Genomic DNA, 19,250 nt, shown 5'->3' on the forward strand with positions numbered 1-19,250 from the left:
TAACCTATCCGCGCCACCGTTGCCAGTCGCTCCGCGAGACGCCACTCCCGAGACGTCGATTCCAGGTCTGAAGCAGGTCGCAAAGCTCGCCGCATGAACACCCCCTCCCCCTGGTGGGCGCCCCATCGCCACGCCGACCGCCGGCCAGCCCTGATGGTGCGCAACCGCATCGTCGCGGCCTTCCGGGCGCGTTTCGCGGCGGCCGACTTCGTCGAGGTCGAGGCGGCCGCGCTGCAGGTCTCGCCCGGCAACGAGGCCCATCTCTCGGCCTTCGCCACCGAGGCCCTGGGTCCGGACGGCGCACGGCAGGCGCTCTACCTCCACACCTCGCCGGAATTCGCCTGCAAGAAGCTCCTGGCCGCCGGCGAGTCGCGCCTTGTCAGCTTCGCCCGCGTCTACCGCAACCGCGAGCGGGGGCCCCTTCACCACCCGGAATTCACCATGCTCGAATGGTACCGGGCCGGGGCCGACTACACCGCGCTGATGCGCGACGGGGCCGAGCTCCTGGCGCTCGCCGCGGAGACGGCGGGGGTCCCGACGCTGCGCCATCGCGGTCGCACGGCCGATCCCTTCGCGAAGCCCGAGCGGGTGACCGTGGCGGAGGCCTTCGCCGCGCGTGCCGGCATCGACCTCCTCGCCACCATCGATGCCGACGGCACCACCGACCGTGCGGCGCTCGCGGCGGCCGTGTCCGGGGCCGGGCTCCGGGTCGCCGCTGACGACACCTGGGCCGACCTGTTCAGCCGGGTCCTAGTGGCGCGGATCGAGCCGCATCTCGGGCTCGGGCGCCCGACGATCCTGTGCGAGTACCCCGTAAGCGAAGCCGCCCTGGCCCGGCCGAGTCCGCGCGACCCGCGCGTGGCCGAGCGCTTCGAGCTCTATGCCTGCGGCGTCGAACTCGCCAATGCCTTCGGCGAGCTCACGGATGCCGAGGAGCAACGCCGGCGCTTCACGCTCGAGATGGCCGAGAAGGCGCGCGTCTACAGCGAGTCCTATCCCATCGACGAGGATTTCCTCGACGCCCTGGCGATCATGCCGGAGGCGAGCGGAATCGCCCTCGGCCTCGACCGCCTCGTCATGCTGGCGACCGATGCCCGCCACATCGAGGATGTACTCTGGACGCCGGTGGTGGGGACGGCGCGATGAGTCCGTCCCTGCGTCGGCCGGCCGACCTCGCCCGCGTCGGGCTCGTTGCCCCCGCCGACCTTCCGGCCCTGGAGGCCGTGGCGGCCCGCTATGCCGTCTCCGTCACCGCCGACATGGCCGAGCTGATTGATCCGCACGATCCGGCGGACCCGATCGCCCGGCAGTTCCTGCCCCGGGCCGAGGAATTGCAGACGCAGGATCAGGAGGCGGCCGACCCCATCGGCGACGGGGCCCACAGCCCCCTGCCTGGCCTGGTCCATCGCTACCCGGACCGGGTGCTCCTGAAGCCGCTGCATGTCTGTCCGGTCTATTGCCGCTTCTGCTTCCGGCGCGAAATGGTCGGGCCGGAGGGCCTCGGGACCCTGGGCGAGGCCGATCTTGCCCGGGCCCTCGCCTACATCGCTGAACGGCTCGAGATCTGGGAGGTCGTGGTCACCGGGGGCGACCCCTTCGCCCTGGCGCCGCGCCGGCTGGCCCAGATCGCCGCCGCCCTCGCGGCGATCCCGCACGTGCGGGTGTTGCGCATCCACACCCGGGTTCCGGTGGTGGACCCCGGCTCGGTCGGCGCGGAGCTCATCGAGGCCCTGAAGCGATTCGAGGGGGCGGTGTTCGTCGCGCTGCATGCCAATCACCCGCGCGAGTTCACCCCGGCGGCTTGCGCGGCCGTGGCGCGCCTCGTCGATGCCGGCATCCCGATGGTGAGCCAGACGGTACTGCTCGCCGGGATCAACGACGATCCGGAGACCCTGGCCCTGCTGATGCGGCGCTTCGTCGAGAACCGGATCAAGCCCTACTACCTGCATCACGGCGACCTCGCACCCGGGACCAGCCACCTGCGCACGGATCTCGGCGCGGGCCGCGACCTCGTCCGGGCGCTGCGCGGACGCCTCTCGGGTCTCGCCCAGCCCCTCTACGTGCTCGACATCCCGGGCGGGTACGGCAAGGTCCCGGCCGGGCCCGATTATCTCGCCGAAGCCGGCGTCGGATGGCGGGTGACCGACCCGCAGGGAGCCGTCCACGACTATCCGCCCAAGGCGTGCGAGCCGTGAAGCGGCAGGTGCGTTGACACGCCTCCGGCGCCAAGCTTTTGATGCGAAAGCGGTGTCGTGGGACGGTCCGGCCTGATCCGGGTGCCGCCCATTTTGAAAGTCTTCGGGGAGCCGGATGGGTGTGTTTCAGGAGTTCGTCGGGCGCTTCTCCCAGACCATGGGCGCCTATCTGGGCGACCGGGCGCTGATGGAGGCGGCGGTCTCGGCCTCGGCCAACGTCATCCTGGCGGATTACGAGATCGACGAGGAGGAGATCGAGGTCGCGCTCGCCGGCATGCGGTCCAATCCGATCCTCGAGCGCGGTTACGACACCCTCAAGCTGGAGGCCGAGCTGTTCGAGGGGATCGCCCGCGCCCGTACCCGCGCCGGCCGCGCCGAGAACCTGCACTTCGTCGCCGCCATCGCGGAGCGCGAGATCGCCCAGCGCACCAGCGTGTTCCTGATCGCCGCGGACGTCGCCGATCAGGCCGGAATCAGCGAGCCGGAGCACGCGGCCCTGGCCGAGATCGCCGCGGCGCTCGGCGTGGACAAGGACGCGCTGCTCGGCTCCGTCCGGAAGGCCTGAGGTTCAGTCGGCGACGCGGCTAGTCACCAGGGCGGCGTCCTTCTCCACCTGGCGCTCGAAGCGACGCGGCAGCAGGTTGGAGCGGTCCATCCGGCGCAGGCCCAGGACCATCAGGACCAGGGCGATTCCAGCGAAGGGCGCCCCGACGATGAGCGCCGCCAGGATCTCGGATCTGATCAGGGCGGCGATGCCCTTCACCAGCGCCACGAACAGCATCACCAGGGCGGCGACCACGAGGGTGAGCGCGGTGCCGAATCGGGCGACGAGGCCGAGGATCGCGCGGATGTTCCCGTCCGTCTCGCGCCGCATCAGCTCGAGTTCCTGGCCGACGAGGTCGCCGCCATGGCGCAGGCCCTCGCTGATCAGGCGGCCAAGGCTCGGCGTCGGTCGTGCCATCGGGACGGTCCTCCTCGTTGGGGGTAGGCGCCCCGGCGAGACGGGACCCTGATGGCCACAACCGTGGCGGTTCGATCCCGTTCCAACGGAACGAGGCCGACCTAGGCTGCCTCGCCGGCCTGCACCTCGGCGATGGCCTGGGCGATCGCGTCGATCAGCCTGGTGTCTTCGCCCGCCATGGCGTCCATCGAGGCCATGCGGCCGACGACGGTGGCGGCGATGCTCTCCTCCACCGTGCCCTCGGCGAGGGCGTAGTAGATCGTCGCCTGCTGTCCGTCCCGGTGGCAGCGGCCCTCGATCTGCGTCAGCTGGATCGCGCTGTGGCGCAGGTCGTGGACGATGAGCGCGCGCGGCTTCTCGCCCCCCGGCAACTCGTGGGCATGCAGGGAGATCGATTCCGTCACGGTGAAGATGACGGCGTCGAGCCCGCCGGTCTGGAAGGCGAGCCGTACGGCCTCGTTCGCCTCGCCCGACTGCGTGCCCGTGATCGCGTCGGCCCGCCAGCCCGCCGCCCGCATCGCCTCGACCAGCGCGGAAGCCGTCTCCAGGAAGGCCACCGAGATCGCTACCGCCTGGCCGTCCTCCATCAGGAGGTCGGCAAAGGCCGTGGTGCCCGAGACCCGGAGCAGACTCGCCTTCTGGCGGAATCGCAGGTCCGCCGCCCAGCCGGCCGGCTTGCGGGTGCTGCCACCGAGGAGGCCCCATTCCCGGCGGAACTCGCGCCAGGTCGCGTCGTAGAGGCGGCGTTCGGACGGCGTGAGGGCGACCGCGCTCAGGGCGCGCTGCACCTCGGGCCACCCGGCGATGTCGCCGGGGCGCCGGCGCAGGCCGATCGCCCCCTCCCCCTTGAACAGCAGGTCGGCCATCACCGTGCAGTCGCGTGGGTTCGCGTCCCAGGACCAGTTGGTCCAGCGGCCCTTGGCCCGGCCGATCCCGAGGTGCTGCATCAGACCTCGGAAGTCCGCCAGGGTCGCTGTGGGCTGGCCCGCGGCCTCACCCAGCAGGCGCCCGAGATAGGAGAGCTCGTGCGGGGCCTGGCCGGCGGTGGCGCTGAGATAGATCGTGAAGGCGGCCGCCTCCGCGATCTGCCGGCAGACGAGGCTCTGCTGGGCGTACGGGTTCCGGATCCGGTGACTCTCGTCGAAGACCACCAGGGACCAGGTTTGCTTCGGTGTGCCATGCCGGGCGAGCGCATTGTTCTTTGCCCGGGTCGAGCGCCGGTTGCTGGCGGGAGGCGGCGCCATCAGCGCCTTGGTGCGCTCGTAATTGATGAGCGTCACCGCCTTCTCGCCGAGATGCGCCAAGGCGATCGTGCGCCGCCACTGGGGCATCGCGCCCTTGGGACAGACGATGAGGACATCGCGCTCGGGCATGGCCGCCACCGCGCTCCAGACCGACAGGGTCTTGCCGAGGCCGGTCGTGTCGCCGAGCAGAAATCCTGTCCGGCCGGCAGCACGTGCAGCCAGGATCGCGTCGCGCGCCGAACGCTGATGCGGGCGCGGAACCAGGTGTTCACTGGCAACCATCAGGCGACCGGTCCGCGGATGCGATCCGAGCCGGATTTTTTTCTCTTCTCGGCTGCGAAAGCAGGCTCGCGAAGTCTTGGCACAGCCCTCACCATCTTTTGAAAAACTCGGAACTGTTCAGGTTGTGCTTTTGTTAAGGGGTCATCTCGGCGCGCCGTCGGGCGCCTCACCCGGAGACATCGATGCCGACGATCCCTTTCTCCGCAGCCACGCGCACTGTCGCCGCTCCCGTTTTCGGACTGATGATGCTCACGCTTCCGGCGTGCGCTCAGAGCGCCGATGGCGGCCTGTTCGACCTGCTCTTTGCGCCCGCACGGCCGGCGCAGCAAGCCGCGCCCGCGCCGGTGGCCGATCCCGGCTTCGACTATCAGCAGGCCCGTCGCTCGATCCGAAAGGCCACGCGCCAGCGTCCGAAGATCCGCTACGCCGCGCTTCCCAAATCCGAGCCCCTGCAGATCAAGGTCACGGACCGCCAGACCCCGCTCGACATGAAGGCCGGCCCCGCGGCCGCCTTCATGAAGGACGAGACCCTCCGCCCCGGCGATATCGTGGTGATGAAGGACGGCGCGAAGGTCTTCACCGGGCGGCCCGATGACCGGCACACCGTTCGCGACTTCGAGAGCGTCGGGCGCTCGGAATTCGTCGATCGGCGCACCCGCAACCAGCTCGCCGCGATGATGCTGCCGATCGGAGCTCTCCCAGTGGAGCAGGCCCGCAAGATGATGGCGCAGGCGCGCAAGGTGATGCCCGCGAGCGTCGACCAATCCGTGAAGCCGGAATTGACGGCGATGCGCGTCATCAACCCCTGGAAGACCAACCCGTAGGGCGGATCAGGCTGCCCGGACCGTGACCAGGAAGCCGTCAACTTCCCGGCGCAGGGCCGAGGCCTGACGGGCGAGATCGCTCGCGGCGGTGAGCACCTGAGCCGACCCGCTGCGGGCGGAATCCGCCGCCTCGCGGACACCGACGATGTGGCCGGATACGGCCCGGGTGCCCTCGGACGTCAGGATCGTGTTGCGGGCGATCTCCTGCGTGGCCGCTTCCTGTTGGTCGACGGCCACCGAGATGTCCTCCGAGATCCGGCTCAGGCGTTGGATGACGTCGGTGATTCCACCGATGGCCGTCACGGACGCGTCGGTCGATTGGGCGATCTCGCCGACCTTCGCGGCGATCTCTTCGGTGGCCCTGGCTGTCTGGGTCGCGAGGCTCTTCACCTCTGCGGCGACGACCGCGAATCCGCGCCCGGCCTCGCCGGCTCGTGCCGCCTCGATGGTGGCGTTCAGCGCCAGGAGGTTGGTCTGGGCCGCGATGCTGGTGATCAGGCCGACGATCTCGCCGATGCTGCTCGCCGCTTGGGCCAGGCGATGGACATCCTCCGCCATCCGCGCCGCATCGCGCTCCGCCTCGCCGGCGACCGCGCTCGAGGCCTCGACGCGGTTGCCGATCTCCCGCACCGATGCGCTGAGCTCCTCCGTGGCCGCCGCCACGGTGTCGGCCGTGGCCGCGGTTTCCGCCGAGGCTGCGGCCACGGACCCACTCAGGGATGACGTGTCGGTCGCGGCCTGGGTGAGGGCATAGGCCGCCGTTTCGAGCTGGCTCGCGGCGGCCGACACCGCCTCGACGATCCCGCTGGCCTGGGCCTCGAAGCGATCGGCCAGTGCCACCATCTCGGCGCGGCGGGCCGCCGCGGCGTGGGCGGTGAGGTGGTCGGCTTCCTTGGCGATGCGCCGGCGCTCGACCACGCTGGCCTGGAAGTCGACGGCCGCTGCCGCGATGGCGCGAACCTCGCGGGCGCCGTTCTGCGGGATCGGGCCGGCTTCCTCGCCTCGGCCGATGGCTGTCAGGGAGGCGGCGATGCGGGTGAGCGGACGGGCGATGGCGGTCCCGAAGGCGAAGGCGAGGCCGCACGAGAGGACCAGGATCGCGAGTCCCACGGCCATCCAGACCAGGACGCTCCGCTCGGCATCGGCGCGCGCGTCTCCGGCGGCGGCTCCGAGATCCGCGGTGAGCCGGTCCTCGATCGTCTTGAGCGTATCGATGCGCTTGGTCGCGAGGCGGAACCAGGCGGGCGCATCGGTGAAGGCGAGCGGCGTGCCGGGGGGCGTGTCGAGAACGAGGCGGCGGAGACGATCGACCTCCCGGGCCGCGGGCGCAGCCTTGCCGGCATCGAGGAGGGCCACCTGTTCCGGCTCGGCCCCAAGGCGGAACAGGGATTCGTAGGTGCCCTGGCCCGCGCTCAGACCCGCCAGGCGCTCGTGGCCGGCAAGATCGATCTGGCCGGCGCCGAAGATCGCCGAGGCCGCGGCCCGCTCCTGGCCCGCCAGCTCCTTGAGGGCGAGGAACGACGAGTAGGAACTGATGCGGGCGGCGAGATCGGCGCTGGCGGCGACCTGGGAAACCTCGCGCACCAAGTCGAGCGCGTTGGCGATCACCCCCGAATAGAGCCCCATGTTCTGGGCCGGCGTGCGACCGAGCCCGTCGACCGCCGCGCGGTGGGGGACGATCGCCGCCAGCTGCTCGGTCAGCGCCGCATTGCGACGGGCGACGCCGGCTCCTAAGGCGGCGAGGTCGAGGCCGGCCCGGCCCGCGTCCAGGGCTGCCCGGGCGGCATCGGTCCGCAGGCGCTGCGCATCGAGTTCGGACCGAAATTTGGTCCCCTTGGCGGCGAGATAGAGACTCGATGCCCCGCGCTCCCGCTGGGCTTCGTGCACCAGGGCGCTGACCTGGCCCGCCATGCCGACGAGGTCCTGCACATGGACCATTCGGGTCCGAGCATTCATCCGCTCGGTGATGGCAAGGCCCACGACCATCGCAAACGCAAGACATGGAGCGAGTGCAACCAGAAGAATCCGAATGCGCAGCGATGAAAAAAGACCAGCGGACATCACATGAAACCTGCTTCGAAACGCTGCGGCACTGTCGGAGCAGCCGGTAAAAGTTGTGTTTCAAATTTATCTTATGATCAATTTTTGGTCGGTCCCTTCAATTTTTAGGCAGGGCGGGTCGGGAGCTTCAGCGAACCATCCAGTTGCTTCGTGATCCGCTTCTCTCACGCGTCCGCTGGACCGCGAAGCAACCGATTCTTCTACTGAGGCGGCAGGGGTCGGCCCAATCCTCAGCCGAAGCCGCGGGGGCCGCGTCTTCCAAACCGTCGGCAGCGAACTTCCTTATGCCATTCGGTGCGGTCGCGGCGGCTGAAACCTCTGCCGGAAGGCCGCGATATTGTCCGCGTACGCTTTTTGTTCTAGCTGAAGAGCGGCTATGCGTGGCGCGCGCCTTGCCCGACGCGGTGGTGCGCCCGACATGCCGCAGGGGCTCCGGTCGAGTCCCGACGAGTTCCGCGCCGAAGACGTTCCGAAGAGACTCCATGGCCAAAGCCAAAGCCGCTGCCAAGACATCGCAAGCCGAGGCCGAGCGGGTCGAAGCCAAGATCGAGGCGCTGTTCGACGGGGCTCGCGACGCGCGGGTCATCTCGGTGCGCGGCGCGCGCGAGCACAATCTGAAGAACATCGACCTGACGATTCCCCGCGATCGCCTCGTTGTCTTCACGGGTCTGTCCGGTTCCGGTAAGTCGTCGCTCGCCTTCGACACCATCTACGCCGAGGGCCAGCGCCGCTACGTCGAATCCCTCTCGGCCTACGCGCGCCAGTTCCTGGAGATGATGTCGAAGCCCGATGTCGACCAGATCGACGGGCTCTCGCCGGCGATCTCCATCGAGCAGAAGACCACCTCGAAGAACCCGCGCTCGACGGTCGGCACCGTCACCGAGATCTACGACTACATGCGCCTGCTCTGGGCGCGGGTGGGCATTCCCTACTCGCCCGCGACCGGGCTGCCGATCGAGAGCCAGACCGTCAGCCAGATGGTGGACCGCGTCCTGGCCCTGCCGGAGAAGAGCCGACTCTACCTCCTGGCACCGGTGATCCGTGGCCGAAAGGGCGAGTACCGCAAGGAGATCGCCGAGTTCCAGAAGAAGGGCTTCCAGCGCCTGCGGATCGACGGCGAGTACTACGCCATCGACGACGTGCCGAAGCTCGACAAGAAGCTGAAGCACGACATCGACGTGGTGGTGGACCGGATCGTGGTGCGGGCGGACATCGCGGCGCGGCTGGCCGATTCCTTCGAGACCGCCCTGGAACTCGCCGACGGCATCGCCCTGATCGAGTTCGCCGAGACGCCGGAGGGCGCGGCGCCGCGGGAGGCCATTACCTTCTCGTCGCGCTTCGCCTGCCCCGTCTCCGGCTTCACCATCGCGGAGATCGAACCGCGGCTCTTCTCGTTCAACAATCCCTTCGGCGCCTGCCCGACCTGCGGGGGCATCGGCCACGAGATGCGGATCGACCCGGAGCTCGTGATCTCGGATGCCAAGCTCAGCCTGAAGCGCGGTGCCGTCGGTCCCTGGGCGAAGTCGACCTCTCCCTATTACGGCCAGACCCTCGACGCGCTGGCCCGCCACTTCGGCTTCAAGACCACGGTCGCCTGGGCCGATCTGCCGACGAAGGCCCGGGACGTGATCCTGTCCGGCACCGGTTCTGAATCGGTCCGCTTCGCCTACGACGACGGCATGCGCGCCTACGAGGTGAACAAGCCCTTCGAGGGCGTCATCCCGAACCTGGAGCGGCGCTACAAGGAGACCGAGAGCGACAGCTCGCGCGAGGAGATCGCGCGCTTCATGAGCGAGACGCCCTGCGCCACCTGCGGCGGCAAGCGCCTGAAGCTCGAAGCACTCTCGGTCAAGATCGCGATGCAGGATGTGGGCGAGATCACCGCCCTCTCGGTCCGAAATGCCCATGCATGGTTCTCGGAGCTGCCGGGCAAGCTCACCGAAAAGCAGAACGAGATCGCTTACCGGATCCTCAAGGAGATCCGCGACCGGCTGACCTTCCTGATCGATGTCGGGCTCGAGTACCTGACGCTGGCGCGCGGTTCCGGCTCGCTGTCCGGCGGCGAGAGCCAGCGCATCCGTCTGGCCTCCCAGATCGGCTCCGGGCTGACCGGCGTGCTCTACGTGCTGGACGAGCCGTCCATCGGCCTGCACCAGCGCGACAACGAGCGCCTGCTCGGCACGCTGAAGCGCCTGCGCGACCTCGGCAACTCGGTGATCGTGGTCGAGCACGACGAGGACGCGATCCTGCAGGCCGACTACGTCGTGGATGTCGGCCCGGGCGCCGGCATCCATGGCGGACGGATCATCGCCCAGGGCACGCCCGAAGAGGTGCTGAAGAACCCGGATTCGCTGACCGCCAAGTATCTCACCGGCGAGATGAGCGTGCGGGTGCCGACGGCGCGTCGCAAGGGACGGAAGGGCACGCTCAGCCTCGTCGGGGCCCGGGGCAACAACCTCAAGAACGTCTCTGTCGACATCCCGCTCGGCACCTTCACCTGCATCTCGGGTGTCTCCGGCGGCGGCAAGTCGACCCTGATCATCGACACGCTCTACAAGGCGGTGGCGAAATCCCTGAACGGTGCCCTGGAGCACCCGGCGCCCTTCGAGCGGCTCGACGGGCTGGAGCATCTCGACAAGGTCATCGATATCGACCAGTCGCCGATCGGCCGGACCCCGCGCTCCAACCCCGCCACCTACACCGGCGCCTTCACGCCGATCCGCGACTGGTTCGCGGGCCTGCCCGAGGCCAAGGCGCGCGGCTATCAGGCCGGGCGCTTCTCCTTCAACGTGAAGGGCGGACGCTGCGAGGCCTGTTCCGGCGACGGCGTCATCAAGATCGAGATGCACTTCCTGCCGGACGTCTACGTCACCTGCGACGTCTGCAAGGGCCGCCGTTACGATCGCGAGACCCTGGAGGTGAAGTACCGCGACCACTCGATCGCCGACGTCCTCGATATGACCGTCGAGGAAGCCGCCGACCTGTTCAAGGCGGTGCCCACCATTCGCGAGAAGATGGAGACCTTGGCCCGGGTCGGCCTCGGCTACGTCAAGGTCGGGCAGCAGGCGACCACTCTGTCGGGCGGTGAGGCGCAGCGGGTGAAGCTTTCGAAAGAGCTGTCCAAGCGCGCCACAGGCCGCACGCTCTACATTCTCGACGAGCCGACGACGGGACTGCACTTCCACGACGTCGCCAAGCTCATGGAGGTGCTCCACGAGCTCGTCGACCAGGGCAACACCGTGGTGGTGATCGAGCACAACCTCGAAGTCATCAAGACCGCCGACTGGGTCATCGATATGGGCCCCGAAGGCGGCGACGGCGGTGGCGTCGTCGTGGCCCAAGGAACGCCCGAGCAGATCGCCAAGTCGCGGGCGAGCCACACCGGTCGATTCCTGCGCGACGTCCTCGCGCGTCGGCCGGTCGCGGCGCCCGCGAAGGGTCGGGCCGCCGCCGAATAGCGCATCGGGACGACGCGAGATCTGACGATTCGCCGGGTCGACCGATCCGAACCGGTGGCGCAACGCATCAACCCGCCGGTCGGCAGCCCGGTCCGACCCGACCGAGCGCGCCGGACTGCGCAATGGTCCGCGGGCGGTTGCCGGATCGTCCTGGGACGGAACCGTAACCATAACAGCTTGAGTGTTCAGCGATATTTTGCCGTTCCAGGTCTTCGCGGAGGCGCGAAGACGTCGGCCAACCTGCTCAAAAGGTTAACAAATCCTTCCGCTGCACTGCACCGAAAATGCGACTTTTGCGCAACGGTCGGATCCGAACTGCCCCGTTTCCAAGCATTCCTCTGTCCTTCCGCGGCGTCCTGTAGAATAGTTCTCGACGTTGAGACTTGAGAACGGGCCGCAAGGGGGGCCGCCGGATCCACTGCAAACAAGCTGCGAACAAGCGGCGCATCGGCAGAATGGTTCGGACGGCTGCGTGGCGGACGCCTGAAATCCTTGGGAAGGAAGAGTAAAAATGTCGAAGAACTGGCTCGTTGCCGGAGCGCTCGCGCTCACGGTCGGCATGACCGCCACCGCATCCTACGCGCAGACCACGACGGTTCCGGGCGAGCAGGTCGGCCTAGCCACCGGCGCCCCGCTGCCCGAGGGCATCTATGCGCTGAACACGTTCGTCTTCCAGTCGCGGGACAATCCGTCGGCCGTCGACGTCGGTGTGAACGTCCCGGTGCTGGTCTGGTCGACCCCGTTCGTTCCTTTCGGCGGCCGCGTCGAGCTCCTCGTTGCTCCCCCCACCGTGTTCGCCTTCGGCAAGCGCGGCGGCCCCACCGGCGTGCGTGATCTGTCGATCAACGTCGGTACCTTCGTGGGCGGCATCTGGGCCTTCGATCTAGGCGGCGGCTTCGGCGTCAGCTTGCTCGGCGGTGTCTACCTGAACGAGCTGAACGGCGACCGCGGCGTTCTGGTGCAGAACAACGGTGTCCTCGGCGCCGGCGCCGTGCTGCCGCAGCTCTCCTCGAACACCTACCGCGCCGGCATCGCAGGCAGCTACACGGCTGATGGCTGGAACATCACCGCCAACCTGACCGCCAACTTCTACGACTCGCCGTCGTCGTTCGGTGGTGGCCGGAACTTCGGTACCGTCTACACCCTGTCCGACTCGCTCAACCTCGACCTGACCGCGACCAAGAAGTTCGGCAAGTTCGAGATCGGCGCCATCGCCTACGGCACCGTCAACTTCGACACCAGCCTCGGTCGGGTCGGCACCGTCAACGCCGCCTTCAACGATCGCGGCCGGTTCCTGATGGGCGGCCTCGTCGGCTACGACTTCGGGCCCGTCACCGCGCAGGTCTACGTCGCCCGCACCGTCGCGACCACCAGCTTCGACAGCACCGAGATCTCGGGCCGCCTGATCGTTCCGCTGTACTCGCCGACCCCGGTTGCCGCCGCTCCCGCGCCGATCATCCGCAAGTACTGATCCGACGTCCTGCGGCGGGGCCTGGCCCCGCCGCAGAGGGGATCGCGCAAAGCCCGTCCGACACCTGTCGGACGGGCTTTCGCATGTTCGGCGACAGAGACCTCTCCGAGAGGGGATTCGAGCCGGTGCCTCGCGGGTAAGAGAAACCCCGTCCGCCCTTCAAGCAATCCGCCGGCGTCTGAAACTTTATCCGACCGTCCTCCGTACCGGACGATGATGCCCACGAAGGGGCAATCGTTCCAGAGGATACGCTCCATGATCACGCGTCACGCCCGTCGCCCGGTGGCTTCCAAGATCGCCGCCGTCGTGCTCGCCTTCTCCGTCGGCGCCACCTTCCCGGTCGCGGCCTTCGCCAAGAACCCGGTGGTCGGCGGTGCGCCGATGTACGCCTCGAAGAACATCGTCGAGAACGCGGTGAACTCGAAGGACCACACCACCCTGGTCGCCGCCGTGAAGGCCGCCGGCCTCGTCGACACCCTGGCCAGCCCCGGCCCGTTCACGGTGTTCGCGCCCACCAACGCCGCCTTCGCCAAGCTGCCGGCCGGCACGGTCGAGACCTTGGTGAAGCCCGAGAACAAGGCGACCCTGACCAAGATCCTGACCTACCACGTGGTCCCCGGCACCTACACGGCCAAGGATCTGATGAAGCTCGCCAAGGACGGCGGCGGCGAAGCGCAGTTGAAGACGGTCGAGGGCGAGCCGCTGACCGTCCAGACCAAGGGCAAGAAGGTCTACGTGACCGACGCCAAGGGCAGCACCGCCACCGTCACCACCGCCAACGTGATGCAGTCGAACGGCGTCATCCACGTCATCAACGGCGTGCTCCAGCCCTGATCGTATCGGGCCCTCGGCGCCACTGACGGAAACGCCCGCGATCCGGAAGGATCGCGGGCGTCACGCGTTCAGGGACGAGCCGTCGGAAAGGTCGTCAACTCACCCGATTGAGGCGCCGCGCGCCCTCGAAGCGGTTCAGGAAGCGCGGCTCCTTCTCGGGCGCGATGCGGATGGCGAGGTGCATCGTGCCGCCCTCCTCCTCGCGCCGGTCGAGCACCTCGGCATTCTCGTAGAGCCAGTGCAAAGCGGCGCCGTCCTCCGGCGGCAGGACCACCGCGAAGGTCGAACGCTGGCGCGCGATCCGCGCCTCGATGCGCGCCGTCAGGACACCGAGCCCCTCCCCCGTCAGGGCCGAGACCAGCACCGGGGCATCGCTGTCCCGATCGCTGCGTCCCTGTCCGCTGAGATTCAGGAGGCGGGTTCGCTCATCCGCATCGAGGAGATCGGCCTTGTTCCAGACCTCGATGATGCGCGAGGCCGAAGTCTCGATCCCGAGCTCGCGCAGAACGGAGCCCACATCCTCCGCCTGGGCGGCGCTGTCCACGTGAGACACGTCGCGGACATGGAGCAGGATGTCGGCGTGGATCACATCCTCCAGGGTCGCCCGGAAGGCTGCGATCAGGGAGGTCGGCAGCTCCGAGATGAAACCCACCGTGTCGGAGAGGATCACGGTCTCGCCGTGCGGCAGCTTCGTCGCCCGCGCCGTCGGGTCCAGGGTCGCGAACAGCATGTCCTGCGCCATGACCTGGGCATTGGTGAGGGTGTTGAACAACGTCGACTTGCCGGCATTGGTGTAGCCCACGAGGGCCACGATCGGGTAGGGCACCCGTGCCCGGCTCTGTCGGTGCAGGCCGCGGGTGCGGGTCACGCTGTCGAGCTCGCGCTCGATCTTCGTCATCCGTTCCTGGATCATGCGCCGGTCGGCCTCGATCTGCGTCTCACCGGGACCGCCGAGGAAGCCGAAGCCGCCCCGCTGGCGCTCCAGGTGGGTCCAGGACCGGACGAGGCGGCTCTTCTGGTAGGCGAGGTGGGCATGCTCGACCTGCAGCGTGCCTTCGCGAGTCGAGGCGCGCCGGCCGAAGATCTCCAGGATCAGGCCGGTGCGGTCGATGACCTTGCAGCCGAACGCCTTTTCGAGGTTGCGCTGCTGCACCGGCGACAGGGCGCAGTCCATCACCACGAGACCGATCTCGCGGGCGCGAATCACGCCGGCCAGCTCCTCGACGCGTCCCTTGCCGAGATAGGTTGACGGGCGGATCCGCTGCACCGGCGCCACGATGGCTTCGACGACGTCGAGCTCGATGGCGGCCGCGAGCCCGGCGGCCTCGTCGAGGCGCGCCTCGGTCGAGCGCAAGGCTTCCGGGCTGCCGTCGGAATTGCCTCGGGCGGCGGCGGCGGCGCGCCCGAGATAGGGTCCGACGACGAGGGTGTGGGTTGCCGCCGCGATGTCACCCTCGGGGGCGGCCATCGCCTGGAGCCGGGCTTCGCCGGGCGTCATCGGTTCAGTCATGAAGTTCTTTGTTCAACCCTGTCCTGCGTGTCTTCAGGACAATGGGCGCTTGCCGGCCCCAGACAAGGGCGCGGCAAACCTTTCCGGCCGGACGGATGCAGTTTCCCGCGCGCTCAGGCCTTGTCCGGCGCCGTTTCGTCGGGCTCGAACAGCTGCACCGGGTGCCCCGGCATGATCGTCGAGATGGCGTGCTTGTAGACGAGCTGCGAATGGCCGTCCCGCCGCAGGAGCACGCAGAAATTGTCGAACCACGTCACCACGCCCTGAAGCTTGACGCCGTTCACGAGGAAAATCGTGAGCGGAATCTTGTTCTTGCGAACATGGTTCAGGAACGTGTCCTGGAGGTTCTGAGCGCGCTCGCCCGCCATTTTTTCTTATCCTTGGTTCGCATCGCCGCCCGCCGTAATGACGGGTTCTCGTCCGTTGGTCTCGCATGCCCCGACGCGCTGCGCAGCAGGGCGACGGTGCGGAAACATTACACGTGTATCGCGGTCGCGATGCAAGTGCATCGCCGCGGTGTTCTCAGGGGCCGATCCCGAGCGACTTGAGTTTTCGGTGGAGTGCGGAGCGCTCCATGCCGATGAACTCCGCCGTGCGGGAGATGTTGCCGGAGAATCGGGCGATCTGCGCGATCAGGTACTCGCGCTCGAAGATCTCGCGGGCCTCGCGGAGCGCCAGGCTCATCAGCTTCTCGCCGCCCGACCCGTTCGGCGTCGTCGGCACCAGGGCGCCGATCTCGGTGGGCAGCATCTCGGAGGTCACTTCCTGATCCGGATCCGTGTGGGTCAGGATCATCAGGCGTTCGACGTTGTTGCGCAGCTGGCGGACGTTGCCGGGCCAGTCGTGCGACTGGAGGACCGCCATGGCGTCCTCGGCGATGCGCCGGCGCGGCAGGCCGGTCGCGCCCGAGATCTGCTCCATGAAGAAGGTGATCAGTTCGGGCACGTCCTCGCGGCGCTCCGACAGGGATGGCACCCGGATCGGCACCACCGAGAGGCGGTGGAACAGGTCCTCCCGGAAGCGGCCCCCGGCGATCTCCTCGGCGAGATCGCGCGACGAGGACGAGATGATGCGGACATCCACGTGCACCCGCGTCGTGCCGCCGACGCGCTGGAAGTTCTGATCGACCAAGACGCGCAGGATGCGGTTCTGGGTCTCGCGCGGCATGTCTGCGACTTCGTCGATGTAGAGCGACCCGCCATGGGCCTCCTCCAGGGCACCGACCCGGCGCGCCCGGCCCTCCCCCGCCTCGACGCCGAACAGCTCGGCCTCCATCGTGTCCGGTGTGATGGTGGCGGCGTTGATGACCACGAAGGGCCCGTTCGCCCGGGCCGACAGGGCGTGGAGGGTGCGTGCCGAGAGCTCCTTGCCCGAGCCCGGTGCCCCGAGGATCATCACGCGGGCGTTGGTCGGCGCCACCCGCTCCACGGTCTGGCGCAGCTGGTTGACCACCACCGAGGCGCCGACGAGCCGGCTGGCCTGACCCGACCGGGCCTTGAGGTCGCGAACCTCGCGCTTCAGGCGCGAGGCTTCGAGGGCGCGCTCGGCCACCAGGATCAGCCGGTCGGCCTTGAACGGCTTCTCGATGAAGTCGTAGGCGCCGGCCTTGATCGCCGCCACGGCGGTCTCGATGTTGCCGTGACCCGAGATCATCACCACCGGCAGGTCCGGGTGGCCGGCCTTGATCTGGTCGAGCACCTGCAGGCCGTCGAGGCGCGAGCCCTGCAGCCAGATGTCGAGGAAGACGAGGTGGGGCCGACGGGACTCGATCGCCGCCAGGGCCTCGTCCGATCCGCCGGCGGTGCGGGTGCGATGGCCCTCGTCGTCGAGGATACCGGCCACGAGGTCGCGGATGTCGGCTTCGTCGTCGACGATGAGGATATCGGCGCTCATGACTGGATCTCCGCGATTGGGGGGGCCGTCCGCGCGGCGCCCTTCTCATCCTGCGCAGAGGGGTTGCCCTCCGGCGGCGTGTGGTTGGCTGAGTCTCGGACGGGGGCGGCGCTGGTGTCGCGCGGGACGCGCAGGCGTACGCGCCCTCCCCGACCTTCCGGATTGTCGTTCAATTCGATCCCGCCGCCATGCTCTTCGAGGACTTTGCTAACGATGGCCAGCCCCAGGCCGGTGCCACCCTCGCGGGTGGTCATATAGGGCTCCAGCAGCCGCTGGCGCCCCTCGATGGGAAATCCCTTGCCGTTATCCGTGACCTCGATGATCACGAACCCCTCTTCGAGGACGAGGCGCACGTCGACCTTGCCCTGGCCGAGTTCGGCCTCCGGCACGGCCTGCACCGCCTCGACGGCGTTCTTCAGGATGTTCGTGATCGCCTGGGACAGCAGGCGGATGTCGAACGCGGCCAGGATCGGCTGGTCGCCGTCCTCGCCGAACGAGAATTCCATGTCGGGATGCGCCACCCGCATCATGAACAGGTTCTGGCGCGTGATCTCGCTGAGGTCGTTCTGCGCGATGGCCGGCTTCGGCATCCGTGCGAAGGACGAGAACTCGTCGACCATGCGCTTGATCTCGTCGACCTGGCGCACGATCGTCGCCGTGCACTGGTCGAACACCTCCTTGTCGGTGGTGATGACCTTGCCGTACTTGCGCCGGATGCGCTCGGCCGAGAGCTGGATCGGGGTCAGCGGATTCTTGATTTCGTGGGCGATGCGCCGGGCGACGTCCGCCCAGGCCGAGGTGCGCTGGGCCGAGACGAGATCGGTGATGTCGTCGAGGGTGACGACGAAGCCGCGGGCGCCGCCCTGAGCCTGTTCGCTGGTGACCCGAACGGTCACGGTGCGCTCGCGGCCGTCCCGCGTGAGCTGGATCTGCTGCTGCAGGGTGCGCAGGCGCGCCTCGCCGCCCTCTGGGAACAGCGCCTGCAGCTCGGGTACCGCCTGGGTCAGGGGTTTGCCGACGATCGCGTCGGCCGAGAGCCCGAGGGTGCGCTCCACCGACGGATTGGCGATGGTGACGTGCCCCGCCGCGTCGACGCCGAGGACGCCGGGGGAGACGCCAGCCAGCACGGCCTCCGTGAATCGACGGCGCCGGTCGATGAGATCGCTGGCTGCCGTCAGACCGTCATGCTGGCGGCGCAACTCCTGCGTCATCTTGTTGAAGCTCTCGGACAGGTGCGCGAGGTCGCCGTCGCTCTTGCGGGCCGGGACCTGGGCGTAGAAGTTGCCCGAGGCGACCTGGTCGGCGGCGTTGATCAGGCGTCGGATCGGCGCGACGAAGCGGTTGGCGAAGTTCAGGCCGAACCACACCGCCGAGAGCAGGGCGATCAGGGCGATCAGCACGAAGACCGAGGCGAAGCTGATCTGGATCGAGCGCTTCAGCGAGTCGTAGGTCAGGTACTCGGCGGCGGCCGCCCGCGACACGCCTGGGAACTCGATGGCGAGCTGGCTCACCTCGCGCTGCACCAGCAGCACGGCGCCGTCGTAGGCCGGCATCCGCAGGAGGGCGGCGAAGATGCGCCCTTCGCTCGGTACGAGGCAGATCGGATCGGTCGATTTCGCCGCGTCCTCGAAGGCCGCCGCCGAAGGCAGGCGGCGTTCCTTCAGGGTATCGATCTTGGCGCGCGCCACCACCTCGTTCGGGCCGCGCATGATCTCGGCCACCGGCAGGCCGAGGGCCGTGGCGCGGGTGGTGAGGAAGCTCTCGAACCAAGCGCGATTCACGTCGAAGTTCGGCCGCGCCCGGGTGAGGTCGTCGGCCAGGATGCGGATCTCGCGCGCCAGGCTCTGGCACTGGTTTTCCTGATAGGCATCCGCCACCTCGACGGATTTGAGAACCACGTCGCGGACCCGATCGGTGAAGCCGAGCGACAGGCCGCGATCAATGGTCACCGCCGCCACCACTGCGAGGAGCACGGTCGGCAGGATGGCGATCAGGCTGAACAGGCCGACGATGCGGGTGTGCAGGCGGGCCACCGCGGCATTCGTCCGCCGCGCGTAGAGGAAGACCCGCGCCTCCCAGGCGATGATCACCACGAGGCCGAGGACGAGGAAGACATTGATGCCGAGGAGGGTCAGTCCCACCGTCGGCGTCGGCGTGACCCGGATCACGCCGGCCAGGATCAGAAAGGTGGTGATGGCGGAGACCAGCGCGGTGATGACCACCAGCGCACCGATCAGGCCTGGGCCGCGCGGCGGGGGACGCACCGTCATGGGTGATCGGTCGGTCCCGCCGGTCTCCACCGGATCGGCGGAGCCCGAACCCTCCCGGGAGGCCTTGGAATTGTGGGACGAGCGGAGCCACGGCATCGCTGATGCGTCGCCACAACAGTGTGGCGAAATTAATACGAATTGGGCACGGAGGAGGGTCGGAATCTTTTAGAAGGCGAGGCGCCGCTTGGGCCCGAAGCCGCCGTCTGCGCCGGTGGGCCCGGCGCCCAGACCAGCCCGACAACGATCG

14 protein-coding genes are annotated in these 19,250 nt (G+C 68.5%); 7 read left to right on the forward strand and 7 right to left on the reverse strand.

Features of this window, described 5'->3' with window-relative positions; genetic code table 11:
- Positions 1 to 93 precede the first annotated feature (93 nt).
- From epmA to ASF20_RS07195, 3 genes are all read left to right on the forward strand, one after another.
- Positions 94 to 1,146 carry an EF-P lysine aminoacylase EpmA gene (epmA, locus tag ASF20_RS07185; RefSeq protein ID WP_056272460.1) on the forward strand — a complete coding sequence of 351 codons (1,053 nt, stop codon included), beginning with the start codon at positions 94 to 96 and terminating at the stop codon, positions 1,144 to 1,146.
- Positions 1,143 to 2,195 carry a lysine-2,3-aminomutase-like protein gene (locus ASF20_RS07190; protein ID WP_056272463.1) on the forward strand — a complete coding sequence of 351 codons (1,053 nt, stop codon included), beginning with the start codon at positions 1,143 to 1,145 and terminating at the stop codon, positions 2,193 to 2,195. The genes epmA and ASF20_RS07190 overlap by 4 nt, the downstream gene beginning before the upstream one ends.
- Before the next feature lie 115 nt (positions 2,196 to 2,310).
- Positions 2,311 to 2,760: a hypothetical protein gene (locus ASF20_RS07195; protein WP_056211314.1), complete on the forward strand. Its 450-nt coding sequence runs from the start codon at positions 2,311 to 2,313 to the stop codon at positions 2,758 to 2,760.
- Between the two features lie 3 nt (positions 2,761 to 2,763).
- Here the strand turns inward: ASF20_RS07195 and ASF20_RS07200 are convergent, their stop codons facing one another.
- Both ASF20_RS07200 and ASF20_RS07205 read right to left on the reverse strand, forming a co-directional pair.
- Entirely contained in the window at positions 2,764 to 3,156 is a 393-nt protein-coding gene (locus ASF20_RS07200) for a phage holin family protein (RefSeq protein ID WP_082501220.1), read from the reverse strand.
- A gap of 101 nt (positions 3,157 to 3,257) precedes the next feature.
- A complete protein-coding gene (locus ASF20_RS07205) occupies positions 3,258 to 4,682 on the reverse strand; it encodes a DEAD/DEAH box helicase family protein (RefSeq protein ID WP_056272466.1) in 1,425 nt (474 codons plus the stop codon).
- Positions 4,683 to 4,864: 182 nt separating this feature from the next.
- Here ASF20_RS07205 and ASF20_RS07210 point away from each other — a divergent pair, with 182 nt between their 5' ends.
- Complete coding sequence (locus tag ASF20_RS07210; protein WP_244476350.1) at positions 4,865 to 5,506, forward strand: hypothetical protein; 642 nt, start codon at positions 4,865 to 4,867, stop codon at positions 5,504 to 5,506.
- A 6-nt stretch (positions 5,507 to 5,512) separates the two neighbouring features.
- Here the strand turns inward: ASF20_RS07210 and ASF20_RS07215 are convergent, their stop codons facing one another.
- Positions 5,513 to 7,567, reverse strand: coding sequence for a nitrate- and nitrite sensing domain-containing protein (locus ASF20_RS07215; RefSeq protein ID WP_056272469.1), 2,055 nt, complete (start codon positions 7,565 to 7,567; stop codon positions 5,513 to 5,515).
- Positions 7,568 to 8,049: 482 nt separating this feature from the next.
- Between ASF20_RS07215 and uvrA the strand changes: the two genes are divergently transcribed.
- The 3 genes from uvrA (at position 8,050) to ASF20_RS07230 (ending at position 13,330) form a co-directional block, all read left to right on the forward strand.
- Positions 8,050 to 11,025, forward strand: coding sequence for an excinuclease ABC subunit UvrA (gene uvrA / locus ASF20_RS07220; RefSeq protein WP_056272472.1), 2,976 nt, complete (start codon positions 8,050 to 8,052; stop codon positions 11,023 to 11,025).
- Positions 11,026 to 11,536: 511 nt separating this feature from the next.
- Positions 11,537 to 12,496, forward strand: coding sequence for a transporter (locus ASF20_RS07225; protein WP_056211306.1), 960 nt, complete (start codon positions 11,537 to 11,539; stop codon positions 12,494 to 12,496).
- Positions 12,497 to 12,751: 255 nt separating this feature from the next.
- Positions 12,752 to 13,330: a fasciclin domain-containing protein gene (locus ASF20_RS07230; protein WP_056272475.1), complete on the forward strand. Its 579-nt coding sequence runs from the start codon at positions 12,752 to 12,754 to the stop codon at positions 13,328 to 13,330.
- Between the two features lie 94 nt (positions 13,331 to 13,424).
- On the opposite strand, the gene hflX is transcribed toward ASF20_RS07230, so the two are convergent.
- The 4 genes from hflX to ASF20_RS07250 all read right to left on the reverse strand — a co-directional run bounded on the left by hflX (position 13,425) and on the right by ASF20_RS07250 (position 19,003).
- Complete coding sequence (gene hflX, locus ASF20_RS07235; RefSeq protein ID WP_056272477.1) at positions 13,425 to 14,840, reverse strand: GTPase HflX; 1,416 nt, start codon at positions 14,838 to 14,840, stop codon at positions 13,425 to 13,427.
- Between the two features lie 113 nt (positions 14,841 to 14,953).
- Positions 14,954 to 15,208, reverse strand: a complete 255-nt coding sequence (hfq, locus tag ASF20_RS07240; RefSeq protein ID WP_009866358.1) for an RNA chaperone Hfq — start codon at positions 15,206 to 15,208, stop codon at positions 14,954 to 14,956.
- A gap of 154 nt (positions 15,209 to 15,362) precedes the next feature.
- Complete coding sequence (locus ASF20_RS07245; protein ID WP_056211300.1) at positions 15,363 to 16,733, reverse strand: sigma-54 dependent transcriptional regulator; 1,371 nt, start codon at positions 16,731 to 16,733, stop codon at positions 15,363 to 15,365.
- Complete coding sequence (locus ASF20_RS07250) at positions 16,730 to 19,003, reverse strand: PAS domain-containing sensor histidine kinase (RefSeq protein ID WP_056211298.1); 2,274 nt, start codon at positions 19,001 to 19,003, stop codon at positions 16,730 to 16,732. The genes ASF20_RS07245 and ASF20_RS07250 overlap by 4 nt, the downstream gene beginning before the upstream one ends.
- Positions 19,004 to 19,250 lie beyond the last annotated feature (247 nt).

Source organism: Methylobacterium sp. Leaf88 (assembly GCF_001422795.1).
In the GTDB taxonomy this organism is placed as follows: Bacteria; Pseudomonadota; Alphaproteobacteria; order Rhizobiales; family Beijerinckiaceae; genus Methylobacterium.

Excerpts from the sequence above, each read along its gene's own strand:
- ASF20_RS07210 (WP_244476350.1), top strand. The coding sequence starts at position 4,865 with ATGCCGACGATCCCTTTCTCCGCAGCCACGCGCACTGTCGCCGCTCCC.
- ASF20_RS07230 (WP_056272475.1), top strand. The coding sequence starts at position 12,752 with ATGATCACGCGTCACGCCCGTCGCCCGGTGGCTTCCAAGATCGCCGCC.
- ASF20_RS07200 (WP_082501220.1), bottom strand. The coding sequence starts at position 3,156 with ATGGCACGACCGACGCCGAGCCTTGGCCGCCTGATCAGCGAGGGCCTG.
- ASF20_RS07225 (WP_056211306.1), top strand. The coding sequence starts at position 11,537 with ATGTCGAAGAACTGGCTCGTTGCCGGAGCGCTCGCGCTCACGGTCGGC.
- ASF20_RS07205 (WP_056272466.1), bottom strand. The coding sequence starts at position 4,682 with ATGGTTGCCAGTGAACACCTGGTTCCGCGCCCGCATCAGCGTTCGGCG.
- ASF20_RS07250 (WP_056211298.1), bottom strand. The coding sequence starts at position 19,003 with ATGACGGTGCGTCCCCCGCCGCGCGGCCCAGGCCTGATCGGTGCGCTG.
- uvrA (WP_056272472.1), top strand. The coding sequence starts at position 8,050 with ATGGCCAAAGCCAAAGCCGCTGCCAAGACATCGCAAGCCGAGGCCGAG.
- ASF20_RS07245 (WP_056211300.1), bottom strand. The coding sequence starts at position 16,733 with ATGAGCGCCGATATCCTCATCGTCGACGACGAAGCCGACATCCGCGAC.
- ASF20_RS07190 (WP_056272463.1), top strand. The coding sequence starts at position 1,143 with ATGAGTCCGTCCCTGCGTCGGCCGGCCGACCTCGCCCGCGTCGGGCTC.
- ASF20_RS07215 (WP_056272469.1), bottom strand. The coding sequence starts at position 7,567 with ATGTCCGCTGGTCTTTTTTCATCGCTGCGCATTCGGATTCTTCTGGTT.
- hflX (WP_056272477.1), bottom strand. The coding sequence starts at position 14,840 with ATGACTGAACCGATGACGCCCGGCGAAGCCCGGCTCCAGGCGATGGCC.
- epmA (WP_056272460.1), top strand. The coding sequence starts at position 94 with ATGAACACCCCCTCCCCCTGGTGGGCGCCCCATCGCCACGCCGACCGC.
- hfq (WP_009866358.1), bottom strand. The coding sequence starts at position 15,208 with ATGGCGGGCGAGCGCGCTCAGAACCTCCAGGACACGTTCCTGAACCAT.
- ASF20_RS07195 (WP_056211314.1), top strand. The coding sequence starts at position 2,311 with ATGGGTGTGTTTCAGGAGTTCGTCGGGCGCTTCTCCCAGACCATGGGC.